Genomic DNA, 17,864 nt, shown 5'->3' with positions numbered 1-17,864 from the left:
AAAAAAGCCATGAAATTAAATTGCATTACCGTAGATGACGAACCACCTGCACTCGGGCTGCTCAATACTTTTGTGGAGCAAACTCCTTTTTTGAACTTAACGGGCCAGTATGCCAACGGGGTAGAAGCGCTACAAGCCATTCATAATCAGCCAATACACCTTGTTTTTTTGGATATTCAGATGCCAGATTTAAACGGAATGGAGCTGGCGCGGATTATCAGCCAAACAAATTCATTGGTGCAGACCCGCATTGTATTCACCACGGCCTACAACCAGTTTGCGGTCGAAGGCTACAAAGTAGATGCGCTAGATTATCTGATGAAACCATTCAGTTACGAAGAGTTTTTAAGGGCCGCCACCAAGGGCAAAAACCATTTTGAGTTGGCTGAAAATAATCTTCAAGACAACTGCATGTTTGTGAAATCTGACTACAAACTGATTCGGGTAGATTTTGATTCTATTTTGTACATCGAATCGTTCAAGGATTACGTCAAGATTCATCTCACCGCGCCTGCCGCCCCCATCATTACGCTGAGCCGCCTGAAAGCCATCGAAGATAAGCTACCTCCCTCAAGGTTTCTCCGGATACACCGCTCATTTATTGTCGCTATTCATAAAGTGGATTCTATTAGTAGAAATGCCGTTTCTATCGGAAAAACAACGCTTTCGGTGGGCGATTTGTACAAGGATGCTTTTAAGGAATTAATGGGCGTATAGGAGAATTTAGGTTTATACAGGAGACAAAGGGGGCTTGTTTGCCCGAGCTTATTTCCACGGTTAGAGCGTGCGTATGTCGATAAATTCATCCTCTCTGGCTGATTTTTATTGTGGTTATTGACGCAGAATAGTAGTTTTAAAGTTGCTTAATTTATTTAAGTAGATAGATAATAGTCTTACACCCCTTTGGCGATGCCGGAGGGGTGTTTTTTTATTTGCCATACTCATTGGATTATGTTGTTAAAGAAAACGATGATGTACCGAGGCAGTTAGCCGTCGAAAATGTTTGAAAAACGTACTAAAAAAGGGTGACGAACGTTACATTCTTAGGTGTAATGCGTTATAAATCACAAACTTCTATTTTATTTCCATGAAATCCAACGTTCTACTTTTTGGCCTTGTATTAGCAATGGGATTGTCGGCTTGTGAAAAAATAGATTCCGAAGAACCGCCAATCCCCACTGTACCAGAACTGACGCTTGCCGAAAAAGCGAAAAAATATACCGATGAACATCCAGATATTCAGTCTCCCTTGATAGTTAATGCCCTTCCTAAATCGGTAAATGTTGCGCTGGGTACTGTATTCATTGATACTTTTAAGTTTGGTTACAATGCACAGGAGCAATTAGTGCAAATCTCTACGGATAGAGGTCCGGTACTTGATATTACCCTTGACCAAACGGCTCGGAAAGCTACTGGTAAATTTGGTAAGCAGGAACTCAATTTTCAACTCAATCAGAACGGCTTGGCTGAAAGTGCCGTAGGTTTTTTTCCAAGTGGGAAGGAGGCCAATAATCAATATTTTTATAAAAATGGCTATTTGGTGGCCATGACGGATAAACTTTACCTGACAACCTTAAAATACAGTGGAAACGGAGATTTATTGGAGTGGAAAGGTACAACCCATCAAGGGGAAAGAGTGAATATCTCATATGAATACACTAATTATCCCAATACCATTCGTCAGGAAGTTACCTATTGGACGACTACCCATTTAACTTTCAGAGGTGATTTTTTAGGGAAATACAGCAGTAAATTGTTGAAAAAGGCAGTGATTAGTGTCCCTTCCTTAAGTGGCAGTACTTTTGTGCTTGATTTTGAATATACTTTTGACATTAAAGGCCGTGTTTCTAGAATGCTGATTAAACGAGATGCATTGTCAGATGTTTTGTATGAATATCGTTATTAGAAACCACCACTGTCAATATTGCTTTACTCGTCGGATATTATCCGACGAGTTTTTTTATGAGTTTTTTAAAAATAACCATCGTTTGATATTTGCCAATCTGCCTCTACCTTTGGCCTTTTGTTTTAAACTTCATTAACGTACTGCGATGAAAAAGACCGTAACCATTTTATTATCAGTAATTTACTTGACTGCGCTTGTATCGATGGATGTTGCTTCTCAAAACCCTTTTTTTAGTAACTACAACACGCCTTTTGGCGTGCCGCCCTTTGCTCAAATCAAAAATGAGCATTTTGAACCCGCTTTTATCGAAGGCATGAAACAACAGGCGGCGGAGATTGCGGCCATTACCGCCCAAAAAGAAGCGCCAACCTTTACCAATACGATTTTGGCGCTGGAAAACAGCGGGGATTTGCTAGACCGCGTCGGAAGCGTGTTTTTTAATTTTAACAGCGCCAATACCAACGAAGGTATTCAGAAAATTGCCCAGACGCTATCGCCAAAAATGTCTAAGCACCGCGACGATATTCAACTGAATACAGAATTGTTTAAGCGGGTAAAAACCGTTTATGACCAACGTAGTACCGCAAAATTAACGCGAGAACAGCTGATGTTGCTCGAAAAAACCTACAAAAGCTTTGTGCGTAGCGGTGCGGCCCTCTCGGCCGAGAAGCAAGAACGGATGCGTAAAATCAACGCCGAAATGTCGCTGCTAACTTTAAAATTCGGTCAGAATCTGTTGGCCGAAAACAACAATTATACGTTGGTCATTGATAAAAAAGAAGACTTGAGTGGCTTGCCCGAGTCGCTGGTTGCCGCCGCTGCCGATGATGCCAAAAAGCGAAAAATGGAAGGTAAATGGGTGTTTACGTTACAAAACCCCAGCATTATGCCTTTTTTGCAATATGCCGATAATCGTTCATTACGGGAAAAGATTTTGAAAGCCTACCTCGAACGCGGAAACCACAACGACGCTTACGACAACAAAGCCATCATGACAAACATCGTGGCGTTGCGGGCCGAAAAAGCGGCCTTGCTTGGTTACGAAAACCATGCGGCCTACGTGTTGGAAGAGAGCATGTCGAAAACCCCCGCTAAAGTGAGCGAGTTGTTGAACCAATTGTGGACTGCCACCGTGCCCGTGACCAAACAGGAAGCGACTGAGTTGCAGACCTTGATGGACAAAGACGGCAAAAACGAAAAACTAGAAAGTTGGGATTGGCGCTACTATGCCGAAAAATTGCGCAAGCAAAAATATGACCTCAACGAAGAGGAATTACGTCCTTATTTTTCGTTGGACAACGTGCGCAAGGGTATTTTTACGCTTTGCCAACGACTCTACGGCCTGAAATTTGAGCCGCGTGCCGATATTCCCGTGTACCACGAAGAGGCCACAGCCTATGAAGTAAAAGAGGCCAATGGGCAACACTTGGGCGTCATATACATGGATTTTCATCCGCGCGCGAGCAAGCGCGGCGGTGCTTGGATGACGAGTTACCGCAAGCAAGAAATGGAAAACGGCAAGCGCGTAGCGCCCGTAGTTTCCATCGTTTGTAATTTTTCCCGCCCTTCAGGCAATGCCCCCGCCTTGCTCAGCATGGATGAAGTGCAGACGTTCTTTCATGAGTTTGGGCACGCATTGCACGGCCTACTTTCCAACGTCAATTACGGAAGCCTGTCGGGTACGTCGGTGCCGCGTGATTTTGTGGAGTTGCCTTCACAAATCATGGAAAACTGGGCCACCGAGCCAGAAATGTTGAAATTGTACGCCAAACATTACCAAACAGGCGCGGTGATACCTGAGGCACTTATTGAAAAAATGAAAAAAAGTAGTTTGTTCAATCAGGGCTTTGAAACGTCGGAATACTTGGCGGCATCGTTACTCGACATGAGTTACCACACCCTAAAACCTGGTCAAACGCCAACGGATGTGCTGACGTTTGAAAAAGAAGCGATGGACAAAATCGGCCTGATTTCTCAAATTCCGCCGCGCTATCGCACCACTTATTTCCAGCATATTTTCTCGGGCGGGTATTCGGCAGGCTATTACAGCTACATTTGGTCGGCGGTGTTGGATGCCGATGCGTTTGAAGTTTTTAAGCAAAAAGGCCTTTTTGACCCCAAATCGGCTCAATCTTTCCGTAAAAATGTACTCGAAAAAGGCGGAACCGACGAGCCGATGGCACTTTACCTCAACTTCCGTGGTGCCGAGCCAGACATTAAACCGCTCCTGCGCCGTCGGGGGTTGATGAAGGACGTGAACTAAGGAGTTGTCGGTTATCCGTTAATTGTTATCAGTATTAAGGAGATTTGAACGTTTGTTCAGGTCTCCTTTTTTTGCTTTGCAGAAGCCCGAGTCTTGGGGGTAGATATAATAATCGGGTTTGCTTTCCATCAGTCAATAAGGCCTGTCTATCCTTTCGATTCCGGGCTTTATCCTATTTTGCTTTCTGCGTGATTAATTCCGACTCACCTTTGTTGCATCAATCACGCAACCATGAAAAAAATTTATTTTCTTCTCGCTATTACACTTCTTGCCTCTGCCCTCCTGACGCCCGCAATGGCGCAGTTTCCGATGGGGGGAGCCGCTCCGACCAAAGCTCTACCCGGAACGGCGGGTGACCAAACGCCGAAAGGTAGCTCTAAAATCACGGGTTTTGTGGTGGATTCATCGGTTACCAAAGCTGTCGAATTTGCCAATATTGCGCTCTACAACAAAAGCACTGGCAAAGCAGTAGATGGGACTGTTGCTGACGAAAAAGGGAAATTTGTTTTGAACAAAATCGTGGAAGGAGAGTATCGTTTGCTCATTTCTTTTCTGGGGTTTAAGAACAAAACGATTGAAAACATAACGCTCGCCAAAGGCCAAGAGCTGGATATTGGGGTGATAAAACTTGGGGCTAATGTGCAGACCCTCAGTGAAGTAGTCGTGACTGGGCAGGCCGCTTTGATTGAAGAAAAAGTAGACCGCTTGGTGTACAATGCCGACAAAGACATCTCCGCCAAAGGGGGAGATGCGGCCGATGTATTGCGTAAAGTGCCCTTGCTCACGGTAGATTTAGACGGCAACGTATCGCTGCGGGGTAGTCAAAATATTCGGGTGTTGATTAACAATAAACCCAGCACCATTATTGCCAGCAGTGTTTCTGACGCGTTGAAACAAATTCCCGCCGACCAAATCAAAACCGTAGAAGTGATTACCAGCCCGTCGGCAAAATACGATGCTGAAGGCTCGGCAGGTATTATCAACATCATTACCAAGAAAAACAGCCTTCAAGGAATGAACCTGAACATAGACGGTGGCGTGGGCAACCGAGGCTCTTCGCTGGCGCTCAACGGAAGTTACCGTAAGGGGAAAGCAGGATTTACCCTCGGTGGATTTGGCCGCGCCAATTACAACATAATTACCAAAACGAGCTTGGAACAAACGGGCATCGTCAATGGTATCACCACGCTGACCCGACAAACGGGCGATGGTAGCAGCAACATGTTGTTTGGGCAATACAACCTTGGTTTTGACTACGACTTGGCCAAAAACCAAAGCATCACCGCTGGGGTACGTTATGGGGTTCGAAACATGGTGAACCAACAAGATTTGGTAACAAGACTGTTTACCAACGGTGTGGGAGGATTGGCTTCTAGCCGCAATGTAGATGCTAAAAACCTGTCAGGAACGGTTGATATCAACGTGGATTACCTGCATACTTACAAAAAACCTCAGCAAGAATGGAGCATTTCGACGCTCTACAGCCGCAATGGCTTGACCAATGATTTTGACGCCAATTTATTGAACGGCGAAGGTAGTTTGACGAGCCGCCAACGGAACCTTAACGCTAACGTAAATCAGGAATTTACGTTGCAAACGGATTATCAAACACCGATTAAGAAAAACCAGTTGCTTGAGTTTGGCGCGAAAGGGATTTTTCGGGAAGTAACCAGCGATTACCGCTATTTATTGGCGGGCCCAACGGGTGAATTTACCAAAGAAATCAATCAACCCTCTGGCGAGCTGATTTATCACCAAAACATAGCGGCGGGCTACACATCTTACACCTACACCACTAAAAAGCGCTACACCTTCAAAGGAGGCTTGCGCTATGAGCACACATTCATCGACGCTAGCACCCGCGAAGGAGGTCCTATCGGAATCGGTGATTATGGCGTCTTGGTGCCGAGCGTCAATGCTTCTAAAACCATTAAAGGTACGACCTTAAAATTGGGCTACAACCGACGGATTCAGCGCCCAGGATTGCAGCAGTTGAACCCTAACTTCAACGCCGCCAACCCCCAAAATATCACGATTGGTAACCCAAGTTTACGGCCTGAATTGACCAATAATTTTGAATTAGGATTGAGCAAAACCATCAAAAAAGTATTTGTAAATGCTACCTTTTTCGGGCGCGTGACCAATAACGCCATATCGCAGGTACGACGCCCTTCTGATACCCTTGCAGGTGCGATTGTGACTACGTTTGAAAACATTGGCCGTCAACACGCTTACGGGACCAACATTTTTGCCAACATTGCCGTTACCTCCAAAATCAACGTGGGCATTTTCTCCAATGTATTCTACACTACCCTGAGCGGACAAGCAATGGGAGAAAACGGGGTCTCGCAAAATCTAACCAACGATGGTTTTAACGTAAGTGGGGGGATGTTTTCACAGGCGCAATTTAAGAATGGTTGGGGGGCACAGGCATTTGGATTTTTGCAAGGTTCGCAGGTGCAGTTGCAGGGAATGCAGGGAGGGTTCGGTTTTTATACCGTAGGAATCAAGAAAGAGTTTAAAAACAAAAAAGGTAGCATCGGGTTGGCGGGAGAAAACTTCCTGAGCCGTCGTTTCAACATCCATACCGAGCTCAATTCTGCTCAATTCAATCAGGTAAGTGATGTGTACCTTTACAACCGAGGGGTGCGTATGACATTCACCTACAAAATTGGAAAAATGACTATGGAGGCGCCCAAAAAGAAAGCCCGCTCGGTCAACAATGACGATGTAAAGACGGAAGGCAACGGCCAAGCGGCTCCCAGTGCAGCCCCCGCAGGCGGTGCCTCAAGACCTTAGTAGAATATCTTTAACCTATTCATAATTAACGCATTATAACTTAAAAATCCGAACAAAATGAAAACAAACAAACTTTTGGTTGCGACCTTGGCCGCCTTCGTTTCAATCAGTTCGTACGCCCAAACGGTGGATGAAATCGTGGATAAGCATATTGCAGCAATGGGCGGTGCGGATAAATTAAAAGGGGTAAGTACAATAGTGATTGAGCGCACACTCGCGGTTCAAAACATGGAAATTCCTAACAAAACGACGGTAGTGGTCGGCAAGGCCTTACGTACAGAATCGTCGGTAATGGGTAATTCTATGGTGCAGGTGGTGGAGGGTGCTACGGGTTGGATGATACGCCCAGCCATGATGGGTGGAACGGGCGACCCAGAAGATATGCCTGCTGAAATGGTGAAGCAGCAAGCGGGCCAATTAGACCCATTTGGCGAGTTGTATAATTACAAAGAAAAAGGTAGCAAAGTAGAGCTAGTAGGCAAAGAAAAAGTAGAAAAAGACGATGCTTATCACCTCAAAGTTACGACGAAAGACGGTCAGGTGATGGAGCAATACATTGATGCTAACACCTTTATGTTGACCAAGCTGAAAACAACGATAAATGGTCAAGACGGCGAAATTATGTTTTCAGATTATAAAGAGGTAGAAGGCATCAAGATGGCCAATACCATGGATATGACCAGTCAGATGGGTGCTTTGACTTTTATCACCAACAAAGTGACGGTCAATGCCAAGGTAGACGAAGCTATTTTTAAGAAGCCAACGAAGTAAGAAGAGAAGTGTTGAACACAAAGCCGCTCCGAAAGGGGCGGCTTTGTGCATTTACGGGTTATTCAACAGGTTATTTTCATGGCTTACTCTCTTACGACTAACCTCTGCGATAGGGCCGGTCAAACTTTTGATTGTGTTGGTGGGCCGCTAAACGTTGACGCTGTACGGGTGTCAAAACGGACCAAATTTCGCGTTGTTTTTCGTTTTCCAAACGCTGAATATCTCGGCCGCTCAGGCGTCTTCCTCTCAGGATGCGGTCATAATGGTTCTCAATTCTTTTCAACTCATTCTCCTGCTTGCGCGTCAGTTTGACGATGTTATCCAATCGGTTGATTTTTAGTTCTTCGTAGGCATTATCAATCCGAGGATTGTCGAATTGGGGTGCCTGATTAGGACGTTGGCTTGGATATTGGCCGCGTTGGGCATTGACAGTTGCGATGCTCAAAAGAGCGAAAGCGGCGATGGCTAAGATGGTCTTTTTCATGGTTGCTGTTATTTTAATTGCTTGTTTTTTGTTGGTTTACGAAGGTTAGAACGAAACGGAAACCCAACGTTTAACGCACTTTTAGTCTAATCTACTAATCGACTGTTCTAGTAGATGGGCTCAAAAAACACACCGATGAATGGAAATGTATTTTTTCTTCAGCCCCAATACTGTATCGCCATTTTGGGGAGAAGAGGCTTTAATGATTCCTTGTTTGATTAGCAATTTAGCCTCAGAAAACTCATTCGTAACAGGGTCGTACCATTGACCGACTATTTCCAAAAAGTTGGTTTTTTGTTTGTTCCTCCCAGTTCTCGGCAATCACTACAGGCCGCACTGCCAGTGGTATACCAAAGTTCTTGGGAACCAGGAACGGGGAATTCTACCAATATCAGATGAGACAACATCTCAAACATTCTTATAGCCTCAGATGCGGGCAACGTATCAAGGGGCTCGCAGGATTTGTCCAAGAAAGTAAGTCCGCCCAGATTTTCTGTAATAAACAGCCGCTTTTCTTCTAATGAGGAGGCACTAAAAAAACCAAAAACAATTTCATTTGGGTCGTTAATGCACAAAATATTGCCCGTTACCTGCGATGGCTGAGAATCAAACAGCCCACCCGTCACTTCGTTGGTTCGGGATAGTGCGTTCCAGTACTCAAATTCCTGCTGCGAAATTCCATACTGCCTTACCAGAATACTGTATTTAATCCGCAACTTGTCGCCAAGGACAGGGACAAACGTAATCGGCATATCTCGAATAACATCCTCACTGAGTTTAATGGAAGAGGCAACCGTAATCAGCGATGATTTACGATTATCCCAACACCTATTAACATCTTCTGTTCGCCCCTTAATTTGTTTACCGATTACTTCATAGCCTGTATACAGCGGCATTTGATACTCCCAAGTTTCCTCAAAATTCCACCGATAGAAGCGCGTCTTATTTAATGGGTCGTGCGTATTAACATTAATTTGTACGCCTGTTTTGTCTGGACTTACCTGATAAGTGACACTATCAATGGGAGGCGTTTGCATGGCTGGTACATACTGAGAGATGTATTCTTTGCCATTTTTTGTGCGGATATGGAGTCGGAATTTTTCGTTATCTACATAAGCAACGGCCCCCAATGTATAAGTTCCCGGTTGCACTTCTGCAAATCTAAAATTGCTGCCTTTGTCACCTTCTACACTGACCGTGGCCTCGCGCTCCACCTTGGGTGGCTCCTTCTCATTTATATTTTGAGTACGGCTCAGCTTGATTTGGCTAGTAGCCAAAGGACTGACATTCAACGAGCCATCCACTACCAGAAAGTTGGCCGCCTGCGTTATTTCTGGAGGCATATAGGGTTGAACACAACTATACAGTAAATACAGCGCCAACGACAGAATGGATAGATAAAGTAGCTTAAACTGATTTTTCATGACTTAGTCGGACTTACTCAATAAAGTTCTGTCTCTCATTAGAATACCTACAACAGATACCTATTTTTTTGGGCTTCATCGGGCCGTTTCAAGCGCTGCATATCATTTGTTGATTATTAATAGGAGTTGTTTTATGTCCCTATTAAGTCGCTTTAATGACAACTTTTTCCGTTCTATTTCATTCACTATTGGCCACGCTTAACCCAAGGTCCATCTTTGCACCCATACTTCATGGTACAGTAGTCAAGTATGCCATTGAAAGTTTTTATTATAAACAGTCCTTAACGGTGTATTCATGTGTAAGATGCATCAATGATAAATTTCAAATAAACAATAAACTTTATTACAGCTATGAACTATTTATTGCCACATACCATCGATAATTTCCTTGGTGAAAAGTTGATTTTCAAGCGTTTATTACACGAACCAGACGGGGACGTTTTGGTCGCCGAGAATTTTGTGCAACCCGGTAGTGGCCCACCCATGCACACACATTGGCTACAAGATGAAGGTTTTACAGTCTTGAAAGGGCGAATTGGGTATCAGTTGGCTGGACAGCCAGAGCAGTACGCCAATGCGGGAGAGTCGATTGTGTTCAAACGAGGTACCCCGCACCGTTTTTGGAACGCTGGCCCAGATGTGTTGCACTGTGAAGGGTGGTTGAAGCCTGCCAACACCAGTATTTTTTTTCTGAGCAGTATTTTTGCCGCTCAAAAAAAATCAGGCAAAGCCCAACCTGAAGTTTTTGATGCAGCTTATCTCATCATCCGTTATGCAAGCGAATATGAGATGAACGAAATGCCCGTTTTTGTCAGGAAAGTTATTCTGCCCGTCGTGTATCGAATCGGTAAACTACTTAACAAATACGAGCATTTTAAAGATGCCCCCGAACCAGTAAAACACCTCTAAAACAACCCCACAACTTGCTCAAAACTAAAATCTATTAAGGGGCATGGCATAGAAAATCACACCAGTGGTAGGGTAACGCGAAATTCGCGCCCGTCATCCTCAATGATGGGCGCGGGTTGTCCTAGCATTCGATACTTGGTCAATATATTACTCAAGCCCACGCCGTTGCTCAACACCCGAGTAGATTTACGCTGTATGTTGTTGCTGACCACAAGCCAGTTTGATTCGTCAAGATACAAATTGATGTTTAGTGGCTGTTCGGGCAATATGATGTTGTGCTTAACGGCGTTCTCAATCAATAGTTGCAGCGTTAAGGGGGGGAGTTGCCGCTCCTCACCGTTGGGCAAAACATTTGCGGTTAATATAAGTGAATCTCCATGACGAGTTTTGAGTAAGTGGTAGTAGGAGTTAAGAAAGTCTAGTTCTGCCGACAGCGGCACCAATGTTGCGTCGTTGCAGCGGAGTAGATATCGATATACCGAACTCAGCTCCTCACTAAAGGTTTCGGCTTTCTGCGGGTCTTCGCCGATTAGGGCCGTTAACGAATTCAGGCTATTGAACAAAAAGTGTGGATTAACTTGCTGGCGTAGCGCATCTAACTCGGTTTGCATCTTTGCCTTCTTGAGGGCTTCGGCGTCCGTCAGGGCTAATCGGTACAATTTTAGGTAGTAAATGACCTCATAGACGCCCCCCACAATGAAAGCAAACGAAATGGCCATCGCAATATGGGTAAGATACACGCGGGGAGTTGGATCAGCAATTAGACCCGTAGGGTCAATCTGGCTGAGCCCCCAAGTTTCGATGGGCTGTATCAAGGAGGTTAATACCGCGTAACCGATAAACGTAAGTAGAACGCGCCGACCAGTATTATCAATTTGGAAATACTTGGCCCTCGCCTGAAATACCCACCAGCGTAGCAATTCCCAACTTAGGCCTGTTGTTATCAATCCCCAACCAAAGGTCAGCCACACCAATGACCACTCAAAACCATATTCTCGTATGTAAAAGAATACAAATGGCAAAACCGACACGGGAACTCCGATGAGTCGAAACCATTTGTCGTTGGGTTTAGCACGTTGAGAATCGTCGGTAATTATTGTTTGCACACCGAATCAAAATAGAGAATGTTATGGTAAAAATACAAATTTTGGCATGATTGGCAAAGCTCTAATGACCTAAAAAAACACGAAATCATAAAGGGGGTGAGCCATTAGGCAATTTTTGTTAAATCTATGCTATCTTTTGTACGAAAAAGAAGGCGTGGCCGCTGGTACCTTCGGGCACAAAGCAATGTTCAACAATCTTAAATCCACTTTCAATAAACCATGATTGATACGTGGCCGCATCCGCTTGACTCCAGTACATAAGCGTACCAGATTCAATCCAGTTTGCTTCTGTACCTGTCCACTCATCAGCCCCCACCACACAGAGAAAATAGCCGTTGGGCTTAAGCCATTGATAGACCGCTTTGATTAGCGCAGGTTGCTCAGCCAGAGGAACATGAATAATCGAATACAGGGCAATAATCCCCTCAAACGAAGAGGCAGGAAAGCTTAAGATAGACATATCGGCGACCTCAAAGTGAGCATTAGGAACGTTTGTGCGAGCCAGTTCGATTTGTACAGGAGAAATGTCTATTCCTAAGTACTTGAAACCTTGGCTTAGAAAACGGGCCGTTGGAATCCCATCGGCACAGCCTAGCTCAAGGAGGTTGGCATTGGATGGCAATAGTTGAGCTAATTTTGTTAGCCAATCAACATACCGTTCTGGGTTCGCATTTTCATAGTGTTCGCGGTAGCGACTGCCTAGGCGGTCATAGCCTTGTTGTACAATGAGTTTAGGATTTTTCATGACGTGAAATTCCTTCTACCAATTTTATCGGCAAGCGTCGCTTCTTCTCTTTTCTCCGGGTTCCGTTTTTCTTTTTTCAAACTTTATTCCGTTTTTAAACTTTTCACTGGATTCATCAGCGCGGCTTTAATCGCCTGAAAACTCACCGTTAGCAAGGAAATTCCAATGGCCGAGATACCAGCCACGCCAAAAATCCACCATTCAATACCGATACGATACTCAAAATCGTGTAGCCAGTGGTTTAGGCCGTAGTGGGCCAACGGAAATGCAATGCCGTTGGCAATCAACACCAATTTGATAAAATCTTTGGACAGCAAGGTAGTAATGCTCGCAATGGAGGCTCCCATTACTTTTCGAATACCGATTTCTTTGATGCGTTGCTCGGCGGTAAAAGTGGCCAAACCAAACAAACCCAAGCAGGCAATCAAAATCGTGAGAAGAGAAAAGCATAAAAGCAGCTGTCCAGTGCGTTGCTCAAGGGCATATTGGCGTTCCAAATCATCATTGACAAACCCGTAACTGAACGGTTGATTTGGTTCAATTTTTTTATAGATTCGGGCAATGTCGGCCAAGGCTTGTTGCGCAGTTTTGGGGCGAGTTTTGATTAATAGATTGAAATAGGCTTCTTTAGGGCGAAAGCGGACGATGAATGGTTCGATTTTAACATTCATCGGGCGGAAATGGAAGTCGCGTAATACCCCTACAATTTCTCCGTCCAAGCCCCAAAAATTTACTTTTTTACCCAGTGCTTTTTGCGGTGTCCACCCCATGCGGCGAGCGGCGGTTTCGTTGATGAGATAGGTGCCGAACTTGTTACTTCTGTCGCTTGCTATGGAGGCAGAGAAGTTGCGCCCCGCGGCCAGCGTCATGCCAGTTGTTTTTAGAAAATCAGCGTCCACGTTCATTTGGGTGATCAAAAATTCATTTTTGGGGGTCTTTCCGTCCCATTCGATATACGAAGTGTTTTGCATATTAACCAACGTACTCGTGGTAGCCGAAACCGATGCAATACTGCTCTGTTTTGTCAGTAACTCTTTCAGCGTCATGGCTTTTTGGCGAGTATCACCTTTGAGGCGTACATAGAGTAACTGTTCTTTATCAAAACCTAATTTTTTGTTTTGCATGAATTGCAATTGCTGGTATAGCCCCATAGTGCCGATAATCAACACGATGGACATCACAAATTGGGTCACGACCAATGTTTTCCGAAAGCCGACACCTGATTTTTTATCGAAAACGCCTTTCAACACACTGACCGGACGAAAAGAAGAAAGATAAAAAGCGGGATACAGTCCAGTCAAAAAGCTGATAAATAGTAACACGCCCACCATGGAAACCCAAAACAGCGGTTGTTGGAAAGGTACCGTCATTACCTTACCAGATAACTCGTTGAAAAAAGGAATTAATGAGTGAAGCAGTACCAATCCAATGCCCAACGCCAACGAGGTCATTAACAAAGACTCGCCCCAAAACTGCGCAATCAGGCTGGAGCGTAACGCCCCCACGCTTTTGCGAACTCCTACTTCCCGTGCCCGTTGCGTGGCCCGTGCGGTAGATAAATTGATGAAATTGAATAGAGCAATGAGCAGTACAATCAACCCCACAATGATGAAGATTCGGACGTAGCGGATGTCGCCGTGCTTGCCCCAATCGGTGCCGAAATCGAAGTCCGAATACAAATGAATATCACGCAGGGGTTGCAGCAAAAGCGGTGTTTCGTTGCCTTTATTGTATTTTTTTAGTTGGCCTACCAGCTTCTGACTGAAAGTGGCAATGTTGGCATCTGGTCTGATTTTGAGGTAGGTATGGTAATTATTGCTGTCCCAATTGTAGCTCCATTTATCATTTAATTCAAAATATTTAAAGGGCAACAATACATCAAATTGAAGATGCGAACGCGCAGGAGCGTTTTCAACAATGCCCGACAACCGAAGCGGACGTTCTTGATTATAATGGATGGTTTTTCCTAAAACGGATTGAGCTCGCCAGTCTTTGCCAAAAAAACGCTCGGCCACGGCTTCGCTGATAACGATTTCGTCGGGCGAGGATAAAACCGTTTGCGGATTCCCTTTTAAGAGTTTGAACCCAAAAAACGATAAAAAAGAAGGGTCAACTACCCGCATGGCTTCGGGTTCCACCGCAGTTTGTTGGTATTGAAGCAATCCCGACCAAGCCCCGATACGGACTGTCTCGGTGATTTCGGGAAAATCATTTTTGAGCGCCGGAGCCAGCGGGCCGGGAGTTACGGCAATGTCATAAAGCCCAGTGGCTTGTTTTTGCCTTTCCGTCACCCGATATATCTGTTCAAATTGCGGCACGGCGCGGTCGTATTGGTATTCGTCCCATACGTACAGTCCAATGGCCAGACAGCAGACCAGCCCAATGGCCAATCCAGAAATATTGATGATTGAAAACGTACGGTTTTTAAGGAGATTTCGAACCGCAATTTTGAAATAGTTTTGTAACATATCGGGGCTGTATGAATAGGTTGTCGGATATTGTTGAGGGAGTCGTTTAATGTATCTGGGCTTCATAAATCCCAGCACTTCCCGCCAGTAAAGCCACTGCGCACCCCGTAAGCCGATGCGTTTGACTTGGAAAGCAAACTCTTCGTGGAGGTCGCCCGCTCCAGCGGCCCGGTTGAATGTCTTCCAACAAATGCGGGGCGCAAAACCATTTGAGTAACTTATCGGCTAAGATGGGCGGTTGGGTTTTCATCGGTAAAGGCTGCGTTAAACAGATAATTTCAAGGGGCTCGTTAATCTGCTCCAAAAACTGACCCGCACTTCCTGAATTTCTTGCAAGGTGCGGTGCCCGTAGGCCGTAACTGAAAACAGGCGTTTGCGGCGTCCGCCGCGCTCGTTGGTAGGTTCGCCCATCTCTGAGCTGACCATCCCTTTTTATTCCAGACGTTGCAAGGCCGAATGCACCTGATTCAGTCGAACACTCCGGCCCGTTTGTTCAATGATTTCGTGCATGAGCACTACGCCGTAGGCTTGGCCATCTAGCACGGCAACGGTCAGTAAAACGATTTCTTCAAATTCTCCTAGATACGTCCGTTTCATCGGTTTGTATTATTTCTACTTTTGCTGAGCAAATAGTTTGCCATTGAAAAATTTAGTTATTAAATAATTGATTATTAGAGTCTTACAAAAAAGAAACGATTGTACTGATTGTCCATAATCGGACAACTTTGTACGCTTTGGGACAAAGAGACTTTGTGCGCTTTATGAATTCTTAGTGTTCTTTGTGGTTAAAAAATTCGACGTATAGGTAAAGGCAGATAACCAAACCCTTTTTAAAAAAACAAATCATTGATTCTATGAAACAAATCACACAATACCTCCTATGCGGATTGCTGCTTTCTATGGGGGCTTTATCTGTACAGGCTCAGAAAACGCCCGAAGACAAGGCAGGTTGGAAACTCGGTTCTCAGGCCTACTCGTTTCGGTTGTTTACGTTTGCCGAAGCCATCCGCAAAATAGACAGCTGCGGTCTCAAATACGTAGAAGCATTCCCAGGGCAAACCATCGGCGGTGGGCTGGAAGGAAAAATGGATTTCAGCATGGATGCTGCTACGCGTACGGCGGTGAAGAAACTGGTAAAAGACAAAGGCCTGACGATTGTAGCGTACGGGGTGGTCAACCCCAAAACCGATGCCGAATGGACTACTTTGTTTGAATTTGCCAAAGACATGGGTGTTTTGAACATCAACACCGAGCCTTCGCCTGCCCAAATGCCGTTGGTGCGGAAATTGGCCGACCAATACAAGATAAATGTGGCCTTGCACAACCACCCCAAGCCTTCACGTTATTGGCATCCTGATACCGTCTTGGCGGCGATTGGCGGCAGTAAATATGTAGGCTCCTGCTCCGACATTGGCCACTGGGTGCGCTCAGGTCTTGACCCAGTCGAATGTCTTAAAAAACTGAACGGGCACGTATTGGGAATGCACTTTAAAGACGTGAAAAAAGACACACCCGAAGGTCGTTATCACGACGTAGTGTGGGGCATGGGCGACTGTAAAGTAGAAGCCGTGATTGCTGAAATGAAACGCCAAAACTTCAAAGGCCCTATCTCGGTTGAATACGAATATCACTGGGAAAACAACGGCCCCGAAATTGCCGAAAGTGTAAAAAACTTCCGTGCAATCTATAGCCGAACGAAATAAAAAATCGGAAGGGCAGACGAAAAAGAGTCTGCCCTTTTTTAATACAGTCGCTTGGGTCTTTTATCATTTATATTTTCGAGTTTTATTGGAGAGAAAAGTGCTTCAGGATTCAGATAATCAGTGCTTTACTGGTTGTGGCGTTGCCGAATACTAAGTTTAGGGAGTCGTGGGATTTTTATTGATGGGTTTACACTAAATTTGATAAAAACGCACTCTGTCTTATGAAAAATTTTGCAAGTTTATGGCTGGTGGTATTGGTATATACTTCCACTTTTGCGCAGGGTATTTTCCCTGATCGAGTGACGATACCCAAAATGAGCACCGTTACTAAAAATGCTTTGCCCAACAAAACGGAAGGCATGATGGTGTATGATTCAGACTTGAAGCAATTCAGCTACTGGACGGGTACGCTTTGGGCTAACTTTGGCAGCACCGCCGCTTCGGGAACGGGCTGGCAATTGATAGGAAATGATTTGAGTACCACCAACACTGGCAACGTGGGCGTGGGCATTTCAGTACCTACGCGCGGAAAATTTGAGGTGTTTGGTGCATTGGGCAACGGCCCTACGTCGGCCGTATTTGGCTCCGACGGGACAGGGCTCTCTTTGCAACGCAATTGGCCCACGATTGGCTTCAATCAATACCGTGATGGCAGCAATATACAACGACGTATTGGAGAAGGCTATGCCGCTACGCAGTTTTTTGACCCCACCACCGGAGCGATGTTTATCAATACATTTAATTATGGTTCATCCAACTCCACGTCTTCTTTTAGTATTCCTACTGGGGTTTTTACATTACTCAGCAATGGCAATATCGGAGTGCGAAACGGGGGTAGTTCCACCACTGGTATGTGGATAACACGCGGTGCTGCCAACACAACTGGCTCATTGGTGGTATCGGGCACTACCCACAATTCACATTTTCATTTTGATGTAGCTGAAGATACCTACATACGGGCGGGCAAAAACAACAGTCGGGTCGTGCTGAATGACATCCCTGGGGGCAATGTTGTTATGGGGGCTGGAAACGGAAAATTCGGTATAAATTCAGGTAACCCCCAATATACGTTAGAAATAAAACAGGCTGCTAATAATACAGGGTTGGTGCTTATCAACAATACGAACTTTAACAATTGGGAGCTAAAGTCAGATGTGTATAGTACCTAAAGTATATACACAAGTATTGATTATCTTAGGGGAATGAACTTACCCGATAAACGTCTGACAAAAGTATTGATGAATTTAGTGGAACGTGTAAAAAAGCGCCAAACTCTTTCCTTGCGA

The 17,864-nt window shown here is 44.9% G+C and carries 14 protein-coding genes and 1 pseudogene; 8 read left to right on the top strand and 7 right to left on the bottom strand.

The window, feature by feature from the left end; translation table 11 throughout:
- Positions 1–9 precede the first annotated feature (9 nt).
- The 5 genes from NCI00_RS16870 to NCI00_RS16850 all read left to right on the top strand — a co-directional run bounded on the left by NCI00_RS16870 (position 10) and on the right by NCI00_RS16850 (position 7,739).
- Complete coding sequence (locus NCI00_RS16870; RefSeq protein WP_253529432.1) at positions 10–717, top strand: LytR/AlgR family response regulator transcription factor; 708 nt, start codon at positions 10–12, stop codon at positions 715–717.
- A gap of 370 nt (positions 718–1,087) precedes the next feature.
- Positions 1,088–1,906 carry a hypothetical protein gene (locus tag NCI00_RS16865; RefSeq protein ID WP_253529431.1) on the top strand — a complete coding sequence of 273 codons (819 nt, stop codon included), beginning with the start codon at positions 1,088–1,090 and terminating at the stop codon, positions 1,904–1,906.
- A 145-nt stretch (positions 1,907–2,051) separates the two neighbouring features.
- The gene (locus NCI00_RS16860) at positions 2,052–4,169 is read left to right on the top strand and encodes a M3 family metallopeptidase (RefSeq protein WP_253529430.1); all 2,118 of its coding nucleotides are present in this window, start codon (positions 2,052–2,054) and stop codon (positions 4,167–4,169) included.
- A gap of 231 nt (positions 4,170–4,400) precedes the next feature.
- Positions 4,401–6,968 (top strand): TonB-dependent receptor, encoded by a 2,568-nt coding sequence (locus NCI00_RS16855; RefSeq protein ID WP_253529427.1) that lies wholly within the window; start codon positions 4,401–4,403, stop codon positions 6,966–6,968.
- Positions 6,969–7,025: 57 nt separating this feature from the next.
- Positions 7,026–7,739 (top strand): LolA-like protein, encoded by a 714-nt coding sequence (locus NCI00_RS16850; protein ID WP_253529424.1) that lies wholly within the window; start codon positions 7,026–7,028, stop codon positions 7,737–7,739.
- 97 nt (positions 7,740–7,836) lie between these two features.
- Here the strand turns inward: NCI00_RS16850 and NCI00_RS16845 are convergent, their stop codons facing one another.
- Both NCI00_RS16845 and NCI00_RS16840 read right to left on the bottom strand, forming a co-directional pair.
- Complete coding sequence (locus tag NCI00_RS16845; RefSeq protein ID WP_253529422.1) at positions 7,837–8,223, bottom strand: hypothetical protein; 387 nt, start codon at positions 8,221–8,223, stop codon at positions 7,837–7,839.
- Positions 8,224–8,495: 272 nt separating this feature from the next.
- Entirely contained in the window at positions 8,496–9,647 is a 1,152-nt protein-coding gene (locus NCI00_RS16840) for a DUF4249 domain-containing protein (protein ID WP_253529420.1), read from the bottom strand.
- Between the two features lie 351 nt (positions 9,648–9,998).
- Here NCI00_RS16840 and NCI00_RS16835 point away from each other — a divergent pair, with 351 nt between their 5' ends.
- Entirely contained in the window at positions 9,999–10,556 is a 558-nt protein-coding gene (locus tag NCI00_RS16835) for a cupin domain-containing protein (protein ID WP_253529418.1), read from the top strand.
- 56 nt (positions 10,557–10,612) lie between these two features.
- On the opposite strand, the gene NCI00_RS16830 is transcribed toward NCI00_RS16835, so the two are convergent.
- The 5 genes and pseudogenes from NCI00_RS16830 to NCI00_RS16815 form a co-directional block, all read right to left on the bottom strand.
- Entirely contained in the window at positions 10,613–11,662 is a 1,050-nt protein-coding gene (locus tag NCI00_RS16830) for a sensor histidine kinase (protein ID WP_253529416.1), read from the bottom strand.
- 124 nt (positions 11,663–11,786) lie between these two features.
- Positions 11,787–12,407, bottom strand: coding sequence for a class I SAM-dependent methyltransferase (locus tag NCI00_RS16825; RefSeq protein ID WP_253529414.1), 621 nt, complete (start codon positions 12,405–12,407; stop codon positions 11,787–11,789).
- An 83-nt stretch (positions 12,408–12,490) separates the two neighbouring features.
- A complete protein-coding gene (locus NCI00_RS16820; protein ID WP_445508844.1) occupies positions 12,491–14,992 on the bottom strand; it encodes an ABC transporter permease in 2,502 nt (833 codons plus the stop codon).
- Positions 14,922–15,125 (bottom strand): hypothetical protein, encoded by a 204-nt coding sequence (locus tag NCI00_RS29625; RefSeq protein WP_445508843.1) that lies wholly within the window; start codon positions 15,123–15,125, stop codon positions 14,922–14,924. Before NCI00_RS29625 ends, NCI00_RS16820 begins: the two co-directional genes overlap by 71 nt.
- A gap of 14 nt (positions 15,126–15,139) precedes the next feature.
- A pseudogene (locus NCI00_RS16815) lies at positions 15,140–15,472 on the bottom strand (PadR family transcriptional regulator).
- Positions 15,473–15,729: 257 nt separating this feature from the next.
- On the opposite strand from NCI00_RS16815, the gene NCI00_RS16810 reads away from it, so the two are divergent.
- Complete coding sequence (locus NCI00_RS16810) at positions 15,730–16,578, top strand: sugar phosphate isomerase/epimerase family protein (protein ID WP_253529410.1); 849 nt, start codon at positions 15,730–15,732, stop codon at positions 16,576–16,578.
- A 221-nt stretch (positions 16,579–16,799) separates the two neighbouring features.
- Entirely contained in the window at positions 16,800–17,747 is a 948-nt protein-coding gene (locus tag NCI00_RS16805) for a phage tail-like protein (protein WP_253529408.1), read from the top strand.
- Positions 17,748–17,864 lie beyond the last annotated feature (117 nt).

The organism is Runella salmonicolor (assembly GCF_024158025.1).
GTDB lineage: Bacteria > Bacteroidota > Bacteroidia > Cytophagales > Spirosomataceae > Runella > Runella salmonicolor.
This window is presented reverse-complemented; position numbering and strand designations above follow the sequence as displayed.